The sequence below is a fragment of the Pseudomonas kermanshahensis genome (genome assembly GCF_014269205.2).
GTDB lineage: Bacteria > Pseudomonadota > Gammaproteobacteria > Pseudomonadales > Pseudomonadaceae > Aquipseudomonas > Aquipseudomonas kermanshahensis.
The window spans coordinates 4,038,886-4,059,757 of record NZ_JABWRY020000001.1 but is presented as its reverse complement, the minus strand read 5'-3'; the positions used below and the strand labels follow the sequence as shown (position 1 = coordinate 4,059,757).

The following is a 20,872-nucleotide window of genomic DNA, read 5'->3' as shown; positions in this document are numbered from 1 at the left end:
TTAGGAGACGCTATGTCCACTTTCGCGCAAATGATTGAAAACATTACTCCCGAGATCTACGAGAGCCTGAAAACGGCCGTGGAAATCGGCAAATGGTCTGATGGCCGCAAGCTCACTGCCGAGCAGAAAGAGCTGTCGCTGCAGGCGGTGATCGCCTGGGAAATGAAAAACCTCCCCGAAGACCAGCGTACCGGCTACATGGGGCCGCAAGAGTGCGCCTCGAAGTCTGCGCCGATCCCTAACATTCTGTTCAAGTCGGACTCGGTACATTGATCGAACTCGCTCGTGGCTCTTTGAGCAAGATGGCGGTGCGCCTTGAGGCACCGGTCGTGCAATACAGCTTTCGCCTGGGTGAAGAGCAGGTACCGGTCAACCCGTTGATCGGCCAGCGCTTGCGCCTCGAGTACCTCGGCGCCATTCACTGCAGCCATTGCGGCAAGCGCACCAAGACCAGCTTCAGCCAGGGTTACTGCTACCCGTGCATGACCAAGCTGGCCCAGTGCGACGTGTGCATCATGGCCCCGGAACGCTGCCACTATGACGCCGGCACCTGCCGCGAACCGTCCTGGGGCGAGCAGTTCTGCATGACCGACCACGTCGTCTACCTGGCCAACTCGTCAGGGGTCAAGGTCGGCATTACCCGCGCCACCCAGTTGCCCACCCGCTGGCTCGACCAGGGTGCCAGCCAGGCGCTGCCGATCATGCGCGTTGCCACCCGCCAGCAGTCGGGCCTGGTCGAAGACGTGCTGCGCAGCCAGGTACCGGATCGCACCAACTGGCGCGCTCTGCTCAAGGGTGACGCCGAAGCGCTGGACCTGGTGGCCATTCGTGAACAGATTTTCGATGCCTGTGCCGACGGCCTGCGCGAGCTGCAAGGGCGCTTCGGCTTGCAGGCGATTCAGCCGCTGCCGGATGCCGAAGTGGTGCAGATGCGTTACCCGGTCGAGGCCTACCCGACGAAGATCGTCAGCTTCAACCTGGACAAGAACCCGGTAGTGGAAGGCACGCTGTTGGGCATCAAGGGCCAGTACCTGATCTTCGACACCGGCGTGATCAACATTCGCAAGTACACGGCCTACCAATTGGCCGTGCTCCAGTAAAAAGGACCTGCACATGCGTACCGAACAACCGCAAGTGATCTACCTCAAGGACTACCAGGCGCCCGAGTACCTGATCGACGAGACGCACCTGACCTTCGAGCTGTTCGAGGACCACACCCTGGTCCATGCGCAACTGGTCATGCGCCGCAACCCGGCACGCGGTGCCGGTCTGCCGCCGTTGGTGCTCGACGGCCAGCAGCTTGAGCTGCTGCGCGCTTCCCTTGACGATACCGAGCTGCAGGCAAGCGATTACCAGCTCGAAGCCGACAGCCTGACCGTGCAGCCCAAGGCCGAGCGTTTCACCCTCGACACCAGCGTGAAGATCCACCCCGAGAGCAACACCGCGCTGGAAGGCCTGTACAAGTCCGGCAAGATGTTCTGCACCCAGTGCGAGGCCGAGGGCTTCCGCAAGATCACCTACTACCTCGACCGCCCGGACGTGATGAGCACCTTCACCACCACGGTGATCGCCGAGCAGCATCGCTACCCGGTGCTGTTGTCCAACGGTAACCCCATCGGCAGCGGGCCGGCAGAAGACGGCCGCCATTGGGCAACGTGGGAAGACCCGTTCATGAAACCGGCCTACCTGTTCGCCCTGGTGGCCGGTGACCTCTGGTGCGTCGAGGACAATTTCGTGCGCCAGTCGGGCCGCGATGTGACCCTGCGCATCTACGTCGAACCCGAGAACATCGACAAGTGTGACCACGCCATGGTCAGCCTGAAGAAGTCCATGCGCTGGGACGAAGAAGTCTATGGCCGCGAGTACGACCTGGACATCTTCATGATCGTCGCGGTCAACGACTTCAACATGGGCGCCATGGAAAACAAGGGCCTGAACATCTTCAACTCCAGCTGCGTGCTGGCCCGGGCCGAAACCGCCACCGACGCCGCCCACCAGCGTGTCGAAGGCGTGGTCGCCCACGAATACTTCCACAACTGGTCGGGCAACCGCGTCACCTGCCGCGACTGGTTCCAGCTGTCGCTCAAGGAAGGCTTCACGGTGTTCCGCGACGCCGAGTTCAGCGCCGACATGAACTCACGCACGGTCAAGCGCATCGAGGACGTCGCCTACCTGCGGACCCACCAGTTCGCCGAAGATGCCGGCCCCATGGCCCACCCGGTGCGCCCGGACAGCTTCATCGAAATCTCCAACTTCTACACCCTGACTGTGTACGAAAAGGGGGCCGAGGTTGTACGTATGGTCCGCACCCTGCTGGGGGCGGAGGGCTTCCGCAAAGGCAGCGACCTGTACTTCGAACGCCACGATGGCCAGGCGGTGACCACCGACGACTTCATCAAGGCCATGGAAGATGCCAACGGCGTCGACCTGACCCAGTTCAAACGCTGGTACAACCAGGCGGGCACGCCGCGCCTGGAGGTCAGCGAAGCGTATGATGCAGGCGCCCAGACTTACAGCCTGACCTTCCGCCAGAGCTGCCCGCAGACCCCCGACAAGGCCGAGAAGCTGCCGTTTGTGATCCCGGTCGAGCTGGGCCTGCTGGATGCCGAAGGCAACGACCTGCCGCTGCGCCTGGCGGGTGAAGCCGCGGCTGGCGGCACCAGCCGCGTGCTGTCGGTGACCGAGGCGGAGCAAACCTTCACCTTCGAAGGCCTCACGGCCAAGCCGCTGCCCTCGCTGCTGCGAGGCTTCAGCGCGCCGGTGAAGTTGAGCTTCCCGTACGACCGCGACCAGCTGATGTTCCTCATGCAGCACGACAGCGATGGTTTCAACCGCTGGGAAGCGGGCCAACAGCTGTCGGTGCAGGTGCTGCAGGAGCTGATCGGCCAGCATCAACGTGGCGAAGCGTTGAAGCTCGACCCGCGCCTGATCACCGCCCTCGGTACCGTGCTGGGCAACGAATCGCTGGACGCCGCCATGGTCGCCGAGATGCTCTCGCTGCCAGGCGAAGCCTACCTCACCGAAATCAGCCAGGTAGCTGACGTCGATGCCATTCACGCCGCCCGCGAGTTCGCCCGCCAGCAGATCGCCGAGCAGCTGTTCGATGGCCTGTGGGCCCGCTACCAGGCGCACCGCGAGGTCTCGCGCAGCACGGCCTACGTCGCTGCGGCCGAGCACTTTGCCCGCCGCAGCCTGCAGAACATCGCCCTGTCGTACCTGATGCTCAGCGGCAAGCCGCAGGTGCTTGAGGCGACCCTGGAGCAGTTCGACCAGTGCGACAACATGACCGAGCGCCTGACCGCCCTGGCGGTGCTGGTCAACTCGCCGTTCGAAGCCGAGCGGGCCAAGGCGCTGGAAACCTTCGCCGAGCACTTCAAGGACAACCCGTTGGTCATGGACCAGTGGTTCAGCGTGCAGGCCGCCAGTTCGCTGCCAGGCGGGCTGGCGCGGGTCAAGGCGCTGATGCAGCACCCGGCGTTCACCCTGAAAAACCCGAACAAGGTGCGGGCGTTGGTGGGGGCGTTTGCCGGGCAGAACCTGGTCAACTTCCATGCGGCCGATGGTTCGGGTTATCGCTTCTTGGCGGACCTGGTGATCGAGCTGAATGCGCTGAACCCGCAGATTGCCTCGCGCCAATTGGCACCGCTGACCCGCTGGCGCAAGTACGACGACGCGCGTCAGGCGTTGATGAAGGGTGAGCTGGAGCGGATTCTGGCTTCTGGGGCGCTGTCCAGTGATGTGTATGAGGTGGTGAGCAAGAGCTTGGCGTGAGTTCTCGATAGCCTGAACGGGCCCTTTCGCGGGACAAGCCCGCTCCCACAGGTACTGTGCACTACCTGTGGGAGCGGGCTTGTCCCGCGAAGCTTTTGGGCGGTTAACAAAACATAACGTCCCGTTCGTTGTAATTCTTCAGTCATCCCCGATACGATCCCCACAAGCCTCTAACACAGGCTTTTCAACGCACAGACCCACCAAGAAGAACACAATAGGGGATGGTCATGAGGGAGCGTGTGATGACGCAGGCCAGGCGTGGTGCCTGGCCGTTGGCGGCTGGCGCGGTGCTGGCGCTGGCACTTGGGATGTGGGCTGACACCGCGCAAGCGGCGCCTGCCGACGAATACTCGACCGAATCGGCCAAGGCCAGCCAAAGCCTGCTGATCGACGCCGCCCAGGCCGGCAAGCGTCTGGTCGTGGTCGGTGATCGCGGTCATATCCTGTTCTCCGACGACCAGGGCAAGACCTGGACCCAGGCCCGGGTTCCCACCCGGCAACTGCTCACCGCTGTGTTCTTCTTCGACGACAAGCACGGCTGGGCTGTCGGCCATGATGCGCAGATCCTCGCCAGTACCGATGGCGGCGCGACCTGGAGCAAGCAATTCGAAGACCTGTCCCGCGAAGCCCCGCTGCTCGACGTCACCTTCCTCGACGCCCAGCACGGTTTTGCCGTGGGTGCCTATGGCGCACTGCTGGAAACCACCGACGGCGGCCAGCACTGGCAGGACGTTGCCGAGCGCCTGGACAACGCCGACCAACTGCACCTTAACGGCATCGCCGTAATCAAGGACGCCGGCCTGTTCATCGTCGGCGAGCAGGGCAGCATGTTCCGTTCAGGCGACAACGGCCAGACCTGGGCCAAGGTCGACGGCCCGTACGAGGGCTCGCTGTTCGGCGTGATCGGCACCGCCCAGCCACAGACGCTGTTGGCCTACGGCCTGCGTGGCAACCTGTTCCGTTCTACCGACTTCGGCGACAGCTGGCAGCCGATCGAACTCAAAGCCGCGCGCGGCACGCTCGAATTCGGCCTGGCAAGCGCTACGCTTGTCGAGGATGGCAGCGTGGTGCTGGTCGGTAACGGCGGCAGCGTGTTGCGCAGCCATGACGACGGGCAGACCTTCAGCGTCTACAACCGTGCCGACCGCATCGCCCTGGCCGGCGTCACCGGCCTGACAACCGGCGGCTTGCTGCTGGTGGGGCAGGGTGGCGTGCACCTGGCCACCGCCGAAGGCGCCGACCAGGCTGCCAAGGAGGCGCGTCCATGACCAGCAGGGAGAGCATCACCATGCACCCGCATCACCAGGACAAAGCCACGCTGCTCGAACGCCTGATCTTCAACAACCGCCCTGTGGTCATCGGCCTGTGCGTGCTGGTCAGCATTTTCCTGTTCTGGCAGGCCACGCAGATCCGCCCCTCGACCAGTTTCGAGAAGATGATCCCGCTCGAGCACCCGTTCATCGAACAGATGATGAAGCACCGCAACGACCTGGCCAACCTCGGCAACACCGTGCGTATTTCGGTCGAGGCGGTCAACGGTGACATCTTCGACAAGGACTACATGGAGACCCTGCGCCAGATCCATGACGAGGTGTTCTACATCCCCGGCGTCGACCGCGCCGGGCTGAAGTCGCTGTGGAGCCCCAGTGTGCGCTGGACCGAGGTGACCGAAGAGGGCTTCTCCGGTGGCGAGGTGATCCCCAATACCTACAACGGCTCGGCCGAAAGCCTCGATGCCTTGCGCGACAACGTGCTCAAGTCCGGCCAGGTCGGGCGCCTGGTGGGCAACAACTTCAAGTCCAGCATCGTCGATGTGCCGCTGCTGGAGAGCTACCCCGACCCGCAGGACCAAGGCAAGCAGGTCAAGCTCGACTACCAGCAGTTCTCGCACCTGCTCGAAGAGAAGATCCGCGACAAGTTCCAGGCGCAGAACCCCAACGTGAAGGTCCATATCGTCGGCTTCGCCAAGAAGGTCGGCGACCTGATCGACGGCCTGGTGATGGTGGCGATGTTCTTTGGCGTGGCCCTGGGCATCACCTGGGTGCTGCTGTACTGGTTTACCTGGTGCATCCGCAGCACCATCGCTGTGCTCATCACCACCCTGGTGGCGGTGGTCTGGCAGCTGGGCTTGATGCATGCGGTGGGCTTCGGCCTCGACCCGTATTCGATGCTGGTACCCTTCCTGATCTTCGCCATCGGCATTTCCCACGGGGTGCAGAAGATCAACGGCATCGCCTTGCAGTCGAGTGGCGCCGACAACGCACTGACCGCTGCCCGGCGCACGTTCCGCCAGCTGTTCCTGCCGGGGATGATCGCCATCCTTGCTGATGCGGTGGGCTTCATCACCCTGCTGATCATCGACATCGGGGTCATTCGCGAGCTGGCCATCGGCGCCTCGATCGGCGTCGCGGTGATCGTCTTTACCAACCTGATCCTGCTGCCGGTGGCGATTTCCTATGTCGGCATCAGCAAGAAGGCGGTCGAGCGCAGCAAGAAGGACGCGACCCGCGAGCACCCGTTCTGGCGCCTGCTGTCCAACTTCGCCAGTGCCAAGGTGGCGCCGGTGTCTGTTGCCGTGGCCTTGGTGATGTTCGCCGGTGGCCTCTGGTACAGCCAGAACCTGAAAATCGGCGACCTCGACCAGGGCGCGCCGGAGCTGCGCCCGGACTCGCGCTACAACCAGGACAACAATTTCATCATCAGCAACTATTCGACCAGCTCGGACGTGCTGGTGATCATGGTCAAGACGCCGTCGGAAAGCTGCTCGATCCACTCCACCATGGCGCCGATAGACGAGCTGATGTGGACCATGGAGAACACCCCGGGCGTGCAGTCGGCGATCTCGCTGGTGACCGTGTCCAAGCAGGTGATCAAGGGCATGAACGAGGGCAGCCTGAAATGGGAGACCCTGTCGCGCAACCCGGACATCCTCAACAACTCCATCGCCCGCGCCGACGGCCTGTACAACGCCGACTGCTCGCTGGCGCCTGTGCTGGTGTTCCTCAACGACCACAAGGCCGAAACCCTGGAGCGCGTCACCGCAGCCGCCAAGGCCTTTGCCGACAGCCACAACAAAGAGGGCCTGGAGTTCCTGCTGGCAGCCGGTAACGCCGGGATCGAGGCGGCCACCAACGAGGTGATCAAGTCGGCCGAACTGACCATTCTGGTGCTGGTGTACATCTGCGTCGCGGTGATGTGCCTGATCACCTTCCGCTCGTTCGCCGCAACCCTGTGTATCGTCCTGCCGCTGGTGCTGACCTCGGTGCTGGGCAATGCGCTGATGGCCTACATGGGCATTGGCGTGAAGGTCGCGACGTTGCCGGTGGTGGCCTTGGGTGTGGGCATCGGCGTGGACTATGGCATCTACATCTACAGCCGCCTGGAAAGCTTCCTGCGTGCAGGCCTGCCGTTGCAGGAGGCCTATTACGAAACCCTGCGCTCGACGGGCAAGGCGGTGCTGTTCACCGGGTTGTGCCTGGCCATTGGTGTGTGCACCTGGATCTTCTCGGCGATCAAGTTCCAGGCCGACATGGGCTTGATGCTAACCTTCATGCTGCTGTGGAACATGTTCGGTGCGCTGTGGCTGCTGCCGGCGCTGGCGCGGTTCCTGATCAAGCCTGAGAAGATGGTGGGCAAGGAGGGCGGATCCATTTTTGCCCATTAAGTGAGGGGGCTGTAGAGGGCCTGTGGGAGCGGGTTCACCCGCGAATACGGTGGTGCATTCGCCGACGCATTCGCGGGTAAACCCGCTCCCACAGGTGCCATGTCGCTATACTGTCGCTCTTTTCCCAATTGGTACCCTCATGTCCCCCCTCGCCACCGCCCTCCAAACCTGCGACATGCTGCTGATCGACGGCCTGCACGCTTTCAACTTCACGTCCAACGAAACCGGCCTGACCGTCGAATGCATGGACGGCCGCCAGCTGCGTCGCTGGAACTTCACCCCCGAGCAGATCGCCGCCGCCACCGCCACGGGTGACGAGTGGACGCTCAACGGTGCCCAGGGCGAGCATCGTCTAGTCTGTATGAGTGCCTTTCGCGCCCCGGATGAAGACCACGATGAACCGGATCTGGACGAGCCTGCTGACCGCTAGCCTGATGAGCCTGACAATCAACGCCCACGCCGCCACGCTGCTGGTGGGCAGCTACACCGATGGCCAGAGCCAAGGCATCTACCGCTACCTGTTCGACAGCAAGACAGGCCAGATCACGCCGACCCCGCAACAGGTGGTCAAGAGCGAGAACCCTTCCTGGCTGGTGCTCTCGGCCGACCAACGGCAACTGTTTGCAGTCAACGAAACCGCGCAAGGCCACGTCAGCAGTTTCAGCGTGAGCCGCAAAGGCGAGATCAAACCGCTCAACCAGGTGACCACCCGAGGCGACGAGCCGACCCACGCCAGCCTCAGTCGCGACCAGCGCTTCCTGTTCGTTGCCAACTACGCCGTCAAGCCAGACCCCGGCGGCAGCTTGGTGGTGATCCCGGTGGCCAAGGACGGCAAGCTCAAGGACGTGGTTCAGCAAGCCCGCCATAAACCAAGCGGCGTAAACCCTGAACGCCAGGCCGGCGCCCATGTGCATTCGCTGGTGCTGTCGCCGGACGGCCAGCACCTGTATGCCTGCGACCTGGGCGCCGACAAGGTGTTCATCTACCGTTACGACGGTGCCAGCACAGACCACCCACTGACGCCAGCGATTCCGGCGTCGGTGGCCCTGCCGCCGGGCAGCGGCCCGCGTCACCTGCTGTTCGACGCCAAGGGGCGACACGCCTACCTGACCTTGGAAATGAGCGCTGAGGTGGTGGTGTTCGATGTGCAGAACGGCAGCCTGGTCGAGCGCCAGCGTCTACCCCTGACGGACCACCAGGACGCTGCGGCCAAGGCCGCTGGCGGCCTGCACCTGGCGGCGGACGGGCGCTTCCTGTATGTGAGCAATCGCGGCACGGCCAACGAGATCGTGGCCTTCAGCGTGGGCAAGGACGATGGCCAGTTGGCGTTCTTGCAACGCCGTTCGGTGGAGGGCGATCACCCTCGTGAATTTGCCCTCGACCCTAGCGACAACTTCCTGTTGGTGGCCAACCAGAAGAGTGACCAGATCGTGGTCATGCGCCGTGACCCGCGTAGCGGCAAGCTCGGTGAGACAGTACAGACGCTGCCGCAGGCTGCGCCGTCGGACCTGAAGTTCATCGAGTGACCGTTTCGAGCGACTATCGATCAGCGTGATAATGGTTACTGTCGCAATGAATTTCTACGCGTGAGCTTGGCGGCGTAAGTTTGACCCAAGGCCCAAACGGGCCAACGTCAAACCACCGCCGTCGAGGTCAGCCCACATGAACTTCAATCTCTTCCCGGTCATCGCCGCATCCGCCATTTCCGCTTCGGTCGTGTTGCCGACGCATGCCCATGCCGACACCCGCAGCAAGGCGTCCTCTACCCATAGCTATACCGAGCAGTACTTGCGTCAGAGCGCGAATTTTTATGCGGCGTTGGGTGGCAAGCACAGCCACTGATTAGCCCGCACAGGTTTCGCGCCAAGTCTGAAGCTATCGCGCCATCACTGCCTTGAATAGATCCGACCCCAGCCAGCCCTCCAGCCAGCTCCGCACACGCGGATAAGCCGCCTCGGCGAACCACTGCGGTTCGACCCCGGCAAACTGGCGCATCAGGGGCAGCAAGGCGGCATCGGCAAGGCTCGGGTGATCGGCCAGCAGGTAAGCACGCCCTTCGAGCAAACCCTCGAGCTCCGCCAGCCAGGCTTCGGCCTGCTGGCGGTAGTGCTCGCGGGTATGTTCGGGGTAGCGCTCGGCGTACTTGTACAGGTTCACCTGCGCCTTGAACGTGCTGTCGTTTCGGGCGATCAGCGCCTCGGCCTGTTGCGCCGCCGCAGGGTCGGCCAGTAGCTGCCAGTCTTGCGGGTCGTTGTGTTGCAGTGCCCAGCGCATGATGTCCAGGCTTTCTTCCAGCACACCCGCCCCGGTGTCCAGCACCGGCACCGTGCCCTTGGGCGACAAGGCCAGCAGCGCGGCGGGCTTGTGCTTCATCGCCACTTCTTCGATCTGCACCTCGCACCCGGCGTAGCGCAAGGCCAGGCGCGCGCGCATGGCCCAAGGGCAGCGGCGGAACGAGTAGAGGATCACCCGCACACCTCGACGTCACTCAGGCCGTTGCCCTGGCGGCGTACCTGGATCTGCACCGGGATCCGCTCATGCATCTCTTGCACGTGGGAGATCACCGCCACCTTGCGGCCTTGCGCCTGCAGGCCGTCGAGGGCATCCATAGCCAGTTGCAGTGACTCAGGGTCGAGGCTGCCGAAGCCTTCGTCGATGAACAGCGATTCGATGCGCAAGGTGCTCGACGCCATCGACGCCAGCCCAAGGGCCAGGGCCAGCGAGACCAGGAAGGTTTCACCGCCCGACAGCGAATGCACCGAGCGCAGCTCGTCGCCCATTTCGGTGTCCAGCACCAGCAGGCCGAGGGCGCTGCCGCCACGTTTCAGGCGGTAACGACGCGCCAGCTGGCGCAATTGGCTGTTGGCATGGTGCAGCAGCAGGTCGAGGTTGTAACCCTGGGCGATCTTGCGGAACACATCGCCAGAGGCCGAGCCGATCAGCGCATTGAGCCGCGCCCAGCGCTGCCACTGCTGATGGGCGTGCTCGATTTCCGTGGCCAGGGCCTGGTACGCCTGTTGACGGCGCTGGTCTTCGGCTTGGGCGGCGCGCAGCTCAGCGCACTGCTGTTCATGGTTGGCCAGCACTTCGCGTAGCTCAAGCAGCGACTGCTCCAGGTCTTCGGCCGTGGCTTCGACACTGGCTTGCGCGGCATGTTGCTGCAGCCGCTGTTCACGCTCCTGCAACAGCACGCGGCCTTGTTCGATAGCCTTTTCCGCCGCCTGCAGGTGCTGGCGCAGTTCGGCCATTTGCGCGTCGTCCATGGCCAGCAAGCGGTCCAGGCCACTGTCGTCCAGCTCGGGGTGTTCAGCGCGCCATTGGGCGATTTCCCCCTGCAACTGCTGGTGTTCCTGTTCGAGCGCCTGTTGGCGGGCGATGTTGGCCTTGAGTTCGCCGGCCAGTTGCAGGGCTTGGGTGCGGGCGTGTTGCAGGCGCTCGGCCGTTTCGGCCTCGCTTGTGCGGGCCTGCTCCACCTGCTGTTCCAGATGGCGCTGCCAGTCTTCGGCGCGCGGGTGGTCACCCAGCAACTCGGCCAATGCGGCGCGGGCTTTTTCCATCTGCTCGGCCAGCCCGTTGATCTGCTGCTGCAGGTCTTGCTGGCGCTGCACGCGGGTGTGTTGCTGATCGTGCAGGCGCTCCAGCTGTTGCTGGCGTTGCTGTTGTTCCTGCAGTTCGTCCTTTTGCTGGTCCAGCTGTTGCTGGCGCTGGGCGATCTGCTGGTCAAGGCTGAGGAAGGCGTGCGCTGGCTCATCGTGCAGTGCCTGCAACACAGGCGCTGGCAGCAGGGTGGCGAAATCAGCCAGGGCCTGTTCGAGGCGCTCTTGGTCGGCAGCCAGGGCTTGATGCTGTTGGTCCAGGCGGCGCTGGGCCTGCTGTTGGGCTTCGCTGGCAGCCTGCAACTGCTGGTTCAGGCGGGCGGCATCGCGTTGCAGGGTCAGCAGGGTGGACTGGCGTTTTTCGTCGCGGGCGATCTCTTGGTCGAGGCGCTGCAACTGGCTGTCCAGCCAACCACTGCGGGCCTTGCCTTCATGGGCGCTGAGGGCGGGCCACAAGGCATGGGCGGCGAGTTGGCCGGCCAATGGCTGCAATTGCTCGTTCAGTTGTGCCTGTTGGTGCTGGTATTCCTTGATCTGGCCGTTGACCACACCCACCTGGGTGCGCAGTTCGATCAGGCGGGTGTTGAATTGCTCAACCTGGGCCAGGGCCGTGGCTTCTTCGGCCTGGTCATGCCGGCCAAGGCTCTGCAGCAGCGCTTCAGGCTGGTGGAAGGGGTGTTCGGCGCTGCCGCAAACCGGGCACGGTTCGCCATCGTGCAACTGCGCACGCAGCTCTTCGACGCTGGTGTTGCGTGCCAGGCGCTGGCGTTCCAGCAGTTGCCGGGTCAGTGCCAGCGCCTGCTCGGCGGCTTCCAGCTCGGCCTTGGCGGCAGTGCCTTCGCCAATCAGTTGCTGGCGTTGCTGCATGGCCTGTTGCTGGCGTTCGCGCAGCGACTGAATACCCTGTTGCAGCTCCTGCTCGCGGGCGTGCAGGCGCGACAGTTCTTCCACGGCGCGTTGTTGCTTGCGGTTTTCTTGCAGCATGCCACCCAGCAGGTCGAGCTGCTCGGCCAGGGCCTGAGGCTCTGCTGCGGCTTCGCGGAACAACACGTCGAGGGCGTCGCGCTGTTCCTGCAGTTGCGCATTGGCCTGGCTGGCCTGGGCCTGCAGGCCGGGCAGCTCTTCGCGGCCCTGGTTCAGGCGGTTGCCGATTTGCAGCAACTGTTGCAGCTGCGGGCGATAGGCCTGCCAGGCGTTGGTCAGGGCGGCCAGGGGCGCACTGTCAGCCAGGGCTGCTTCAATGTGAGCCAGTTGCTGCTGGCCGCGCTGCTGGTGCTCGGCCAGCTGCTGCAATTGTTGCTGCAGCTCGGCCGCGGCCAGGTCGGCCTGCTGGCCGGTTTCGCGCGCCTTGACCAGTTCCTGTTCCAGGCGGGTGAGGGTGTCTTGCTCGGCGAACGCCTGGCGCAAGCGCGGGGCGTTTTCGCCTTGGCTGGCCTGGGCCTGGCTCAGCGCCTGGCGGGCTGATTCGAGGGCCTGCTCCAGTTCGCCGGTGCGGTTGTGCAGGTCGCTTTGCTGGCGCTGTTGTGCGTCGAGCTCACTGGCCAGTGGCGTGAGTTGCGCGGCCAAGGCCTGCTGCCGGTGGAACTGGTGGCGCTGTGGCGCCAGGCGCTCCAGGCGTTGCAGGTCCAGGCGCTGTTCGGCCAGCTGCTGCCAGGCCTGTTCGGCGGCCTGCAGGGTTGCATGGGCTTCGGCCTGCTGTACCTGCAGCAGGCGCTGCTCATTGAGCCAGCCACGCTGTTGCTCCAACTGGCGCTCACGCGCCTGGTCGGCCTTGAATTGCTGCTGCGCCTGCTCCAGGCGTTGGTCGAGCTCGGCGCGGGCTTCGGCCAGCAGCGGCAGCAGGTGGCTGGCACGGTCTTTCAGGGCGTTGTGCGTTTCACCGGCCTCGCGGGCCTTGCTGAAGGCGCGTTGGCCAAGGCGGGTGTAGATCGCCGTGTTGGTGAGCTTTTCCAGCAGCTCGCTGCGTTCCTTGTCGTCGGCCTTGAGGAACGCACCGAACTCGCTCTGGGCCAGCATCACTGCGCGGGTGAACTGCTCGAAGTTCAGGCCCAGGCGTGCTTCGACCAGTTGCTTGTATTCGTTCTTGCCGCTGGCAAGCACCTGCTCGCTGTCCAGGTCATAGAAGCTCTGGCGGCTGTGTTGCAGCTTGCCATTGGCCTTGTCGCGGGCGCGGTTGGCTTCCCAGCGGGCACGGTAGCGACGGCCATCGATGCCGACGAAGTCGACTTCGGCAAAGCCGCTGCCCGTGCCGCGGCGCACCAGGTTGCGCGGGTCCGAGGTCGGGATCTCGCCGTCGGCGTCCGGTACCTTGGCTTCGCGGCCGATGTCGTTGAGCCGCGGCACGGTGCCGAACAGCGCCAGGCACAGGGCATCGAGCAGCGTGCTCTTGCCGGCGCCGGTTGGCCCGGTGATGGCGAACAGGCCGGCGCTGGCCAGGGGCTCGGCGGTGAAGTCGATGTCGATTGGGCCGGCCAGGGATGCCAGGTTCTTCAGGCGGATGGCGAGAATCTTCATGGCTGTTCCTCTTCCAACTGGACGTCCTGCAAGAGCAGGGCGAAATCGGCCAGGGCCTGCTCATCGGCGGGGTTGCCGTAGGCCTGTTCCCAGGCGCGGCTGAACAGGTCCTGCGGGGTCATCTGGGACAGTTCGACGAAGGCCTGGTCGTCGTCCTCGGCACTCGTGCGCCCGGCGTATTCGGCGCTGATGCGGATCAGCCGCACGGCCTTGCCTTGCATCGCCCCCTCCACTTGCTGACGCAGGTCGGGTTGCGGTTCGTCCAGCACCACACGCACTTCGAGCCAGGGCTGACGATTGGGGTCTTCGAGCAAGTCGATCACCGGCAGCTCAGCCAGCTGTACCAGCAACTCGCCGAGCGGCGCCGGGCCAATGCGTTGCAGGGCCACGGCGCGGGGCACCAGGCGCGGCTCGACGCTGACCAGCTCGGCGCCGTCCAGCTCCACCTCCAGCACCTGGTGCGGGTAGTTGATTTCGGCAAACGACAGCGGGATCGGCGAGCCGCTGTAGCGAATGCGCGCTTCGCGATTGACCTTCTGCGGCTTGTGCAGGTGGCCCAGGGCGACATAGCTGATGGCCTTGTCGAACAGCTTGGCCGGCAGGGCTTCGGCATTGCCGATGATCAGGCTGCGCTCAGAGTCCTCGGACACCGCACCCCCGGCCATGTGGGCATGGCTGATGGCGACCAGCGCCTGGTCCTTCTTGCGCTTTTGCTGGGCAGCGGCAATCAGTTGCTGGTGCACCTGGGTGATGCCGTGCAGGTAATCGTCACCCAACTGCGGGCCGGTCACTTCTGCCGGGCGCAGGAAGGGCAGGGCCAGGCACCAGGCGCTGACCTTGCCGCGGGCGTTGGTCAGCGGGATCAGCAGGCGCTCGGCATCCAGCTGGCCTTCATCGAGCCAGTGCACACGGCCCAAGGCGTGGGTGCGCAGGCGGCGCATGAGCGCGGCGGGCAGTTCGATGCGTGAGCCGGAGTCGTGGTTGCCGGCGATCATCACGATGTCCAGCTTGGGCTGTTGCTCATGGGCTTGGACGATGAAGTCGTAGAGGCGCTCCTGGGCTTTGACCGGTGGGTTGACCGTGTCGAAGATGTCGCCAGCGATCAGCAGCGCATCCGGCTGGCGCAGGTGCAGCTGGCCGAGCAGCCAGTCGAGGAAGCAGGCGTGTTCGAAGTCGCGTTCCTGGCCGTGCAGGCTTTGGCCCAGGTGCCAGTCGGAGGTATGAAACAGACGCATGGATGACCTGTTGGTGTCGAGTCGAGCAAGCGGGGGCTTGGCTTGGATGATGGGCGTTGCGCAGGGGGGTATGGTAACTCAATGGTGGGGGTAGGGGGCATGGCTGGGGATGTTGGCGGATTGCGTGTGGGGCGCATGTCTTGAGTTTTGCAGCGCCTATGAGATCGAGCGCCGCCCGCGCGGCGCTCGATCTGATAGGCGCTAAAAATACCCATGGCATGCACCCCAACCCCACCCCTCATTTCGGATACAACGGCGGCAAGCTCCCGGTCTCCCCCGACGGCAGCAACACCTGCTCAGCCGGCGGAATCGTCCCGATCGCGCGCCACAAATCCTCACCCTGCCAATACTGCCCACTCTCGCTGTACAACGCCCCGTTCAACCCATCCAGCGCATCGGACAACGGCACGAACCGCGCAGCCATCTCCGCCAGGGTCTCCGGCTGCTGCCGCGCCCAGGCGTCCAGCGCTTGGCGTGTGGTCTGCGGGTCGTTGGCCTGGCAGGCGCGCTTGAGGTCGTCCAGCAGCGTGCGGGGGCTTGGGCCTTGTTGCGCGGCGCGCAGTACCGCGGGTTGTGAACGGGCACGCCACCACAAGGCGAAGCCCAGCAATGTGGTCAGGGCAAACACCAGCGTCGCCAGCTGCCACGGCCACAACAGGCTATTGCCCGCACGGGTGTCGCCGACCGGCGTGTCGGCGCTCAGGGCCGGGTTGTCCTGCACGCTCAGGGTGCGCGCTGGCAGGCTGGTGTGCTCCAGGTGGTCTTCGCGGGTGTTCCACCAGGCCACTTCCAGCGCTGGCAAGGCCAGTTCGCCGCTGTGGGTCGGCACCAGCGCTTCGCGCTCTTCGCGGTTGGCGGTCATGCCGCGCTCGTTGATTTCGTTGCGCAGCAGCGGCTGGTCGGGGTAGCGGCGCAGGCCGGTGATTTCGGTGGCCGGCAGCGGTGGCAGCTGGGTGCTGGACAAGCCGTCGGCGCGCAAGGTGATGTTGCGGGTGAGCGAATCACCGATCTGCGTCTGCTGGCTGCCCGGGTCGGGGTTCCAGTGTTCTTCAAGGGTCAGGCTGCGTGCCGGCAGCCAGGGCGCACCGGCCGGCCAGGCCGCTGGAATTGGGCGCACGTCCAGGCGCAGGGGCAGCGAGCTGACCTGGATCTGGCGGCCGGCACGCGGGGCGGCCGTGGCGGATTGTTCGTTGTCGGCGCTGGCAGCCGCGGTGGCGGTGAAGGTCAGCGCCGGCACTTCGAGGCTGCCACTTTGCTGCGGGTAGACGGCGTAGCGGGTTTCGATCACCCCGTGACGCACGCCGTTGATTTCTTTCTCGTAGGTGCGCGACTCGCCCAGTGGCTCGACCTTGGCGTTTTCCAGCTGCAGTGGGCTGAGGCTGCTGTCGTCATACAGCGCCACCGAATGGTAGATGCGCAAGGTCAGCACGGCCTGGGCCTGAACATAGACCTCGTTGCTGTCCAGGGTCGCCTCAATGAACACCTGGGAGGCGCTTTCCTGGCGGCTGGCATCGGCTTGCAGCACTTGCAGGTCGATGGCCTGGCTGCGCGACTGGCCCAGTTGCAGCTCCGGGATGCGCAGGCTGCCGCTGCGCCGTGGCAGCAGGGTGATGATCCAGCGGGTGCTGGCGCGGGTCTCGCCATCGAGCGTGTGCAGGCTGTTCAGCTGGCGTGTGCCACGCACTTCGAAGTCGCCCTCAAGGGCACGCAGGTCGGGTTTGCCAAACTGGGTCACGTCCTGGCTTTCGAGGGTCAGTTCCAGGCTTTCGCCGGCCTCCAGGCGGGTACGGTCGACGCTGGCTTGCAGCATGGGCTCGGCCTGGGCCATCAAGGCCCATGAGACACCGAGCAGAAAGACGCCGAAGCGACTCATCGTGGATTGTCCTGATGCAATTGCTGTTCATACCAGAATTTGCGCCGCAGCAGCTCCGCCGGGTTGTCGGGGATCTCCCGTAGCCATTGTTCAAGGGCCTGACGCTGTTCGGCGTCGAGGTTGGTCGACATCGGGCGTTGGGGGGGCACGGTGACGTTGTCGTCGGCGCCCCCCTGGTTGCCGGGTGTGGCCTGGCTGTTGTTGCTGCCTTCGCCGGGTTCTTCGGCGTTGGCGGGTTCGTCATTGCCAGGGGCGCCCTGGGCCGGGCTGCTGGCCGAACTGCTGTTGCCTTCGGTGTCGCTGCCGGGTGTGCCTTTGGCCTCGCTGCTGGCGGGTTGTTCTTCGGCCTTGGCCTCGCGCTGTTGCAGCAACTGCTGGACCAGTGCCTGGTTGTCCAGTGCCGGTTGCAGGTCGGGTTGGCGCTCGAGGGCCTGCTCGTAGGCATCCAGGGCGGCTTCCAGCTCGCCACTGCGGGCCAGGGCATTGCCTCGATTGTAGTGGTCCGCTGCCGTGTTGCCTTGGGAGAATGCCTGGGCGGCACCGGCGTAATCGCCGGCCTGGTACAGCGCCATGCCGCGCCACTGTGGATTTTGGAAATGGCGTGCGGCGCTGGCCGGGCGGTTCTGTTCGAGCAGGCGCTGGCCCTGCTGGTCGGGGCGCAGCCACAGGTCGTTGAACTCGAAGGCCTGGCTTGGCTGCGGCAAGGCCAGCAACAGGGGCAGGCAGAACAGCCAGCCGCGACGACCGGCGCAGGCCGCCAGCAGTAACAGCGGAATGAGCAGCCAGTAACCCTGGTCTGCCCAGCTGTCCAATTGCAGGGTCTGGCCGTCGCTGCGTGCAGTGCGCGGGGTGTCGAACAGGCCCAGGCCGCGCAGGTCGAGGTCGTCGACCCGGGCACTGCGGTAGCGCCCGCCGGTGCCGCTGACAAATGCCTTGAGGCTGGCGCTGTCCAGGCGCGGCAGCAGAATTCCGCCTTGGTCGTCTTTAAGAAATTCGCCATTGGCTTGTCGCACCGGTGCCCCGTCTCGGCTGCCGATGCCCAGCATCAGCAGGCTCGGGCCCTGGCGGCCGAGGGCCTGCGTGATGCCTTCGCGCTCCGCTGCGCTGAGCGAGGAGCCGATCAGCAGCAGGCGCCCTTGCCCCAGGCCGCTCTGGGCCAGCAGCGCCAGGCCTTTTTGCACGGCCAGATCGGCGCGCTGGCCGGGTTTGGGCATGATCGAGGGGGCGATCGCCTCCAGCAGGTTCCGGGTGGTGCCCAGGTCATCGGACAGTGGCACCAGGGTGTGGGCGGACCCTGCGTAGACGATCAGCGCGGTCTGGCTGTCGTGGCGGCGTTCGAGCAGGTCGAGGACCTTGCGCCTGGCCTGCTCCAGGCGGTTGGGCGGGCTGTCCTCGGCGAGCATCTGTGGGGTCAGTTCGAGCAGGATGACCAGCGGGTCGGCAGGGCGCTGCCGGCTCTCTTCCACACGCTGCCAGCTGGGCCCGAGCAGGGCCAGCACCACCAGCGTCCACGCCAGGCCCAGCGCCACCCAAGGCAGTTTGCTGGTGCTGCCGCTGCCGCCCCCGAGCAGCACGGCGTGGAACGCGGGCGGCAGGATCATCTGCCAACGCCCGGCGCGTTTGCGTCGGTGCCACAGCTTGAACAGCAACCAGCCGAGCAGTGGCACTACCAACAGCCAGAGCGGGCGCAACCATTGTGGCCATAGGTCGATCATCGCCGTTTCCTCAGGCGCAGGCGTTTGAGGCGCTGGCGCCATTCCGGGTGCGGCTGCAGAAAGCGCGGTTTGCGCAGCAGGCGCTGCAAGCGGTTGTCTGGCCACTGCACGGCCACCACCAGCAGCACGCTGAGCAACAGTGCCAGGGCCAATGGCCAGGCGTACAAGGCCTTGGCGGTGCGCGCCTGGGTTGGCTGCTGGGCCACTGGCTCCAACTGGTCGAGGGCGTCGCCGATGGCGTTCAGTTCGGCGCCGTCGTGGGCGCGGAAGTAGGCGCCGTGGGTCAGCTCGGCAATTTCCTTGAGCGAGGCTTCGTCCAGGTCCAGGCTCGGGTTGAGGCCCAGCAGGCCGGGCGTGCCGCTGGCCTCGGGGTTGGCGCCGATGCCGATGGTATAGATGCGCACGCCTTCCTGGGCGGCCAGGCGGGCGGCGGTCAGTGGGTGGATCTGCCCACCGTTGTTGGCGCCGTCGGTGACCAGCACCAGCACGCGGCTCTGTGCCGGGCGTTGGCGCAGGCGCTTGACCGCAAGGCCGATGGCATCGCCGATGGCGGTGTTCTTGCCGGCGATGCCGATCTGCGCTTCGTCAAGGAAGGTACGCACGGTACGCCGGTCGAAGGTCAGCGGCGCCTGCAGGTAGGCCTGGCTGCCAAACAGGATCAGCCCAACCCGGTCGCCTTCGCGATCCTGAAGAAAGTCGCCAAGCAGCGCCTTGACCAGGTCGAGGCGGCTGATTTCGTCGTTCTTCCACTGCATGTCGGGGAAGTCCATGGAGCCGGACACGTCCACCGCCACCAGCAGGTCGCGGCCGCTGGCGGCCACCGGTACCGGGTCGCCGAGCCATTGCGGGCGGGCCGCGGCCAGCAGCAGCAACAGCCAGATGATGACAAAGGGCGCCTGCTGGCGCCAGGTGGGCAGGTTGAGCCGTGCCCGGCGCCCGGCCAGGCCTTCCAGCTCGTTCAGGAAGCCCACTTTGAGCACCGGCTCGCCACTGTCGGCGGCTGGCAACACCAGGCGAGCCAGCCACGGCAGCGGCAGCAGGGCGAACATCCACGGCCAGGCCAGTTCAAACATGCTTGCGGATCCAGGTTTCGACGGCCTGGCTAAGCCCGACGATGGCTTTGTCGTCGAGCTTGCACTCAGGCTTGTAGGCCCCTTCGACCAGCACCATCCAACGCGTGAGGCCGGCGGCCGGGCAGCGGTTGTCGAGAAACGCCAGCCACTGGCGGCCGTTGAGGGTATGGCTGTTGGCGCCCGGGTAGTGGCTGCGGCACAGGCGCTTGAGCAGGGCATTGATCTGTTGCAGCCAGGCGCCGGCCGGGGCGCCGTCATACGGGCGTGGCAGCTGGGCAAGTTCGGCCAGGGCGGCCACGCGTACCGGGTCGAGCGGTTGCTCGGCGCGCACGATGCGGCGTTTGCGGGGGCGCCAATGGCGTACGCGCCACAGGCCCCAGGCAAGCAGCGGCAGCAAGGCCAGCAATACCCACCAACCCGGTGCCGGTGGCCACAGGCCGACTGCCGGCGGGGCAATCAGCGGTTGCAACTGGTCCAGCGGGGTCATTTGCTGCTCCCCGGGCGCTGGGCGTTCAGGTATTCGCGCAGTTGCTCGATCATCTCGCTTTGTGTACTCAGCGGCATCAGCACCACACGCAGCTTCTGTGCCATCAGTTCCCAGCGGGCGATACGTGACTCGGCCTGCTGGCGGTAAGCCTGGCGCAAGCTGGCGTCGAGGGTGTCGAGCTCCAGTTGCGCGCTGCGCTGGGCGAAGCGCAACAGGCCGGCTGCGGGCAGGGCATGGTCGAGCGGGTCGGAGACCGGCAGCAGCAGCAGGTCGCAGTGGCGCGAAAGCATGGCCAGGTGCTGTTCGACCTGGTCGGTCAGCGAGCGCTCGTCGCAGATGACGATCGCCAGGCTGCCAGGGCGCAGCACCTCACGCGCCCGGCGCAAGGCCAGGCCCAGGCTGTCGGCCTGGGGCGTGGCTTCGGTGTGCAGCGCCTGGTTGACCTTGGCCAGGCGGTTAAGCAGCTGCAGCAGGCTTTGCTTGCTGCGCCGGGGTTTGATTTCGTGGTGCTCGTTGTCGCCAAACACCAGCCCGCCGATGCGGTCGTTGTGGCCCAGTGCCGCCCAGCCGAACAGGGCCGCAGCCTGGGCCGCCAGCACCGACTTGAACATCAGCCCCGAGCCGAAGAACAGCCGCTGGCTCTGTTCGACCAGGATAAAGATCGGCCGCTCGCGTTCTTCATGGAACAGCTTGGTGTGCGGCTCCTGGGTGCGGGCGGTGACCCGCCAGTCGATGTTGCGCACATCGTCGCCAGCCTGGTACACGCGCACTTGGTCGAAGTCCACGCCGCGCCCGCGTAGCTTGGAGTGGTGCAGGCCCACCAGCGGGCTGCGCTGGCCGGGCCGGGAAAACAGCTGGATTTCGCGCACGCGGTGGCGCATGTCGATCAGCTCGGCAAGGCCGATGCGGATGCCGGGTTCGGCCAACTGCGCGGTGGGCATGGG

The 20,872-nt window shown here is 65.3% G+C and carries 16 protein-coding genes; 8 read left to right on the top strand and 8 right to left on the bottom strand.

Features of this window, described 5'->3' with window-relative positions:
* The first annotated feature begins 12 nt into the window (after positions 1-12).
* The 8 genes from HU764_RS18245 to HU764_RS18210 all read left to right on the top strand — a co-directional run bounded on the left by HU764_RS18245 (position 13) and on the right by HU764_RS18210 (position 9,277).
* A complete protein-coding gene (locus tag HU764_RS18245; protein ID WP_027596707.1) occupies positions 13-273 on the top strand; it encodes a YeaC family protein in 261 nt (86 codons plus the stop codon).
* Positions 270-1,100 (top strand): DUF2797 domain-containing protein, encoded by an 831-nt coding sequence (locus HU764_RS18240; RefSeq protein ID WP_085273671.1) that lies wholly within the window; start codon positions 270-272, stop codon positions 1,098-1,100. The genes HU764_RS18245 and HU764_RS18240 overlap by 4 nt, the downstream gene beginning before the upstream one ends.
* A 13-nt stretch (positions 1,101-1,113) precedes the next feature.
* A complete protein-coding gene (gene pepN / locus HU764_RS18235) occupies positions 1,114-3,771 on the top strand; it encodes an aminopeptidase N (protein ID WP_186682050.1) in 2,658 nt (885 codons plus the stop codon).
* Positions 3,772-3,998: 227 nt separating this feature from the next.
* Complete coding sequence (locus HU764_RS18230) at positions 3,999-5,039, top strand: WD40/YVTN/BNR-like repeat-containing protein (protein WP_186703638.1); 1,041 nt, start codon at positions 3,999-4,001, stop codon at positions 5,037-5,039.
* A 20-nt stretch (positions 5,040-5,059) separates the two neighbouring features.
* The gene (locus HU764_RS18225; RefSeq protein WP_186703663.1) at positions 5,060-7,435 is read left to right on the top strand and encodes an efflux RND transporter permease subunit; all 2,376 of its coding nucleotides are present in this window, start codon (positions 5,060-5,062) and stop codon (positions 7,433-7,435) included.
* Positions 7,436-7,574: 139 nt separating this feature from the next.
* Positions 7,575-7,865, top strand: a complete 291-nt coding sequence (locus HU764_RS18220) for a DUF5629 family protein (RefSeq protein WP_186682054.1) — start codon at positions 7,575-7,577, stop codon at positions 7,863-7,865.
* Positions 7,831-8,961 (top strand): lactonase family protein, encoded by a 1,131-nt coding sequence (locus tag HU764_RS18215; protein ID WP_186703637.1) that lies wholly within the window; start codon positions 7,831-7,833, stop codon positions 8,959-8,961. The genes HU764_RS18220 and HU764_RS18215 overlap by 35 nt, the downstream gene beginning before the upstream one ends.
* Before the next feature lie 136 nt (positions 8,962-9,097).
* The gene (locus HU764_RS18210; protein WP_186703636.1) at positions 9,098-9,277 is read left to right on the top strand and encodes a hypothetical protein; all 180 of its coding nucleotides are present in this window, start codon (positions 9,098-9,100) and stop codon (positions 9,275-9,277) included.
* A 33-nt stretch (positions 9,278-9,310) separates the two neighbouring features.
* Here HU764_RS18210 and HU764_RS18205 read toward each other — a convergent pair whose 3' ends face one another.
* The 8 genes from HU764_RS18205 to HU764_RS18170 form a co-directional block, all read right to left on the bottom strand.
* Positions 9,311-9,904, bottom strand: a complete 594-nt coding sequence (locus HU764_RS18205) for a glutathione S-transferase N-terminal domain-containing protein (RefSeq protein WP_186703635.1) — start codon at positions 9,902-9,904, stop codon at positions 9,311-9,313.
* Complete coding sequence (locus HU764_RS18200; protein ID WP_186703634.1) at positions 9,901-13,545, bottom strand: AAA family ATPase; 3,645 nt, start codon at positions 13,543-13,545, stop codon at positions 9,901-9,903. The genes HU764_RS18205 and HU764_RS18200 overlap by 4 nt, the downstream gene beginning before the upstream one ends.
* Positions 13,542-14,780, bottom strand: a complete 1,239-nt coding sequence (locus tag HU764_RS18195) for an exonuclease SbcCD subunit D C-terminal domain-containing protein (RefSeq protein ID WP_186703633.1) — start codon at positions 14,778-14,780, stop codon at positions 13,542-13,544. Before HU764_RS18195 ends, HU764_RS18200 begins: the two co-directional genes overlap by 4 nt.
* A gap of 238 nt (positions 14,781-15,018) precedes the next feature.
* On the bottom strand, positions 15,019-16,653 hold the full coding sequence (locus HU764_RS18190) for a BatD family protein (protein WP_027596697.1): 1,635 nt from the start codon (positions 16,651-16,653) through the stop codon (positions 15,019-15,021).
* Entirely contained in the window at positions 16,650-18,368 is a 1,719-nt protein-coding gene (locus HU764_RS18185) for a vWA domain-containing protein (protein ID WP_186704079.1), read from the bottom strand. Before HU764_RS18185 ends, HU764_RS18190 begins: the two co-directional genes overlap by 4 nt.
* Positions 18,365-19,441 (bottom strand): vWA domain-containing protein, encoded by a 1,077-nt coding sequence (locus HU764_RS18180; protein WP_027596695.1) that lies wholly within the window; start codon positions 19,439-19,441, stop codon positions 18,365-18,367. The genes HU764_RS18185 and HU764_RS18180 overlap by 4 nt, the downstream gene beginning before the upstream one ends.
* Positions 19,434-19,928, bottom strand: coding sequence for a DUF4381 domain-containing protein (locus tag HU764_RS18175; protein ID WP_027596694.1), 495 nt, complete (start codon positions 19,926-19,928; stop codon positions 19,434-19,436). Before HU764_RS18175 ends, HU764_RS18180 begins: the two co-directional genes overlap by 8 nt.
* Positions 19,925-20,869, bottom strand: coding sequence for a DUF58 domain-containing protein (locus tag HU764_RS18170; RefSeq protein ID WP_186683325.1), 945 nt, complete (start codon positions 20,867-20,869; stop codon positions 19,925-19,927). The genes HU764_RS18175 and HU764_RS18170 overlap by 4 nt, the downstream gene beginning before the upstream one ends.
* Positions 20,870-20,872 lie beyond the last annotated feature (3 nt).

Bases quoted from the DNA above. Each gene is read 5' to 3' on its own strand.
- HU764_RS18245 (WP_027596707.1), top strand. From the start codon at position 13: ATGTCCACTTTCGCGCAAATGATTGAAAACATTACTCCCGAGATCTAC.
- pepN (WP_186682050.1), top strand. From the start codon at position 1,114: ATGCGTACCGAACAACCGCAAGTGATCTACCTCAAGGACTACCAGGCG.
- HU764_RS18230 (WP_186703638.1), top strand. From the start codon at position 3,999: ATGAGGGAGCGTGTGATGACGCAGGCCAGGCGTGGTGCCTGGCCGTTG.
- HU764_RS18225 (WP_186703663.1), top strand. From the start codon at position 5,060: ATGCACCCGCATCACCAGGACAAAGCCACGCTGCTCGAACGCCTGATC.
- HU764_RS18220 (WP_186682054.1), top strand. From the start codon at position 7,575: ATGTCCCCCCTCGCCACCGCCCTCCAAACCTGCGACATGCTGCTGATC.
- HU764_RS18215 (WP_186703637.1), top strand. From the start codon at position 7,831: ATGAACCGGATCTGGACGAGCCTGCTGACCGCTAGCCTGATGAGCCTG.
- HU764_RS18210 (WP_186703636.1), top strand. From the start codon at position 9,098: ATGAACTTCAATCTCTTCCCGGTCATCGCCGCATCCGCCATTTCCGCT.
- HU764_RS18200 (WP_186703634.1), bottom strand. From the start codon at position 13,545: ATGAAGATTCTCGCCATCCGCCTGAAGAACCTGGCATCCCTGGCCGGC.
- HU764_RS18195 (WP_186703633.1), bottom strand. From the start codon at position 14,780: ATGCGTCTGTTTCATACCTCCGACTGGCACCTGGGCCAAAGCCTGCAC.
- HU764_RS18190 (WP_027596697.1), bottom strand. From the start codon at position 16,653: ATGAGTCGCTTCGGCGTCTTTCTGCTCGGTGTCTCATGGGCCTTGATG.
- HU764_RS18185 (WP_186704079.1), bottom strand. From the start codon at position 18,368: ATGATCGACCTATGGCCACAATGGTTGCGCCCGCTCTGGCTGTTGGTA.
- HU764_RS18180 (WP_027596695.1), bottom strand. From the start codon at position 19,441: ATGTTTGAACTGGCCTGGCCGTGGATGTTCGCCCTGCTGCCGCTGCCG.
- HU764_RS18175 (WP_027596694.1), bottom strand. From the start codon at position 19,928: ATGACCCCGCTGGACCAGTTGCAACCGCTGATTGCCCCGCCGGCAGTC.
- HU764_RS18170 (WP_186683325.1), bottom strand. From the start codon at position 20,869: ATGCCCACCGCGCAGTTGGCCGAACCCGGCATCCGCATCGGCCTTGCC.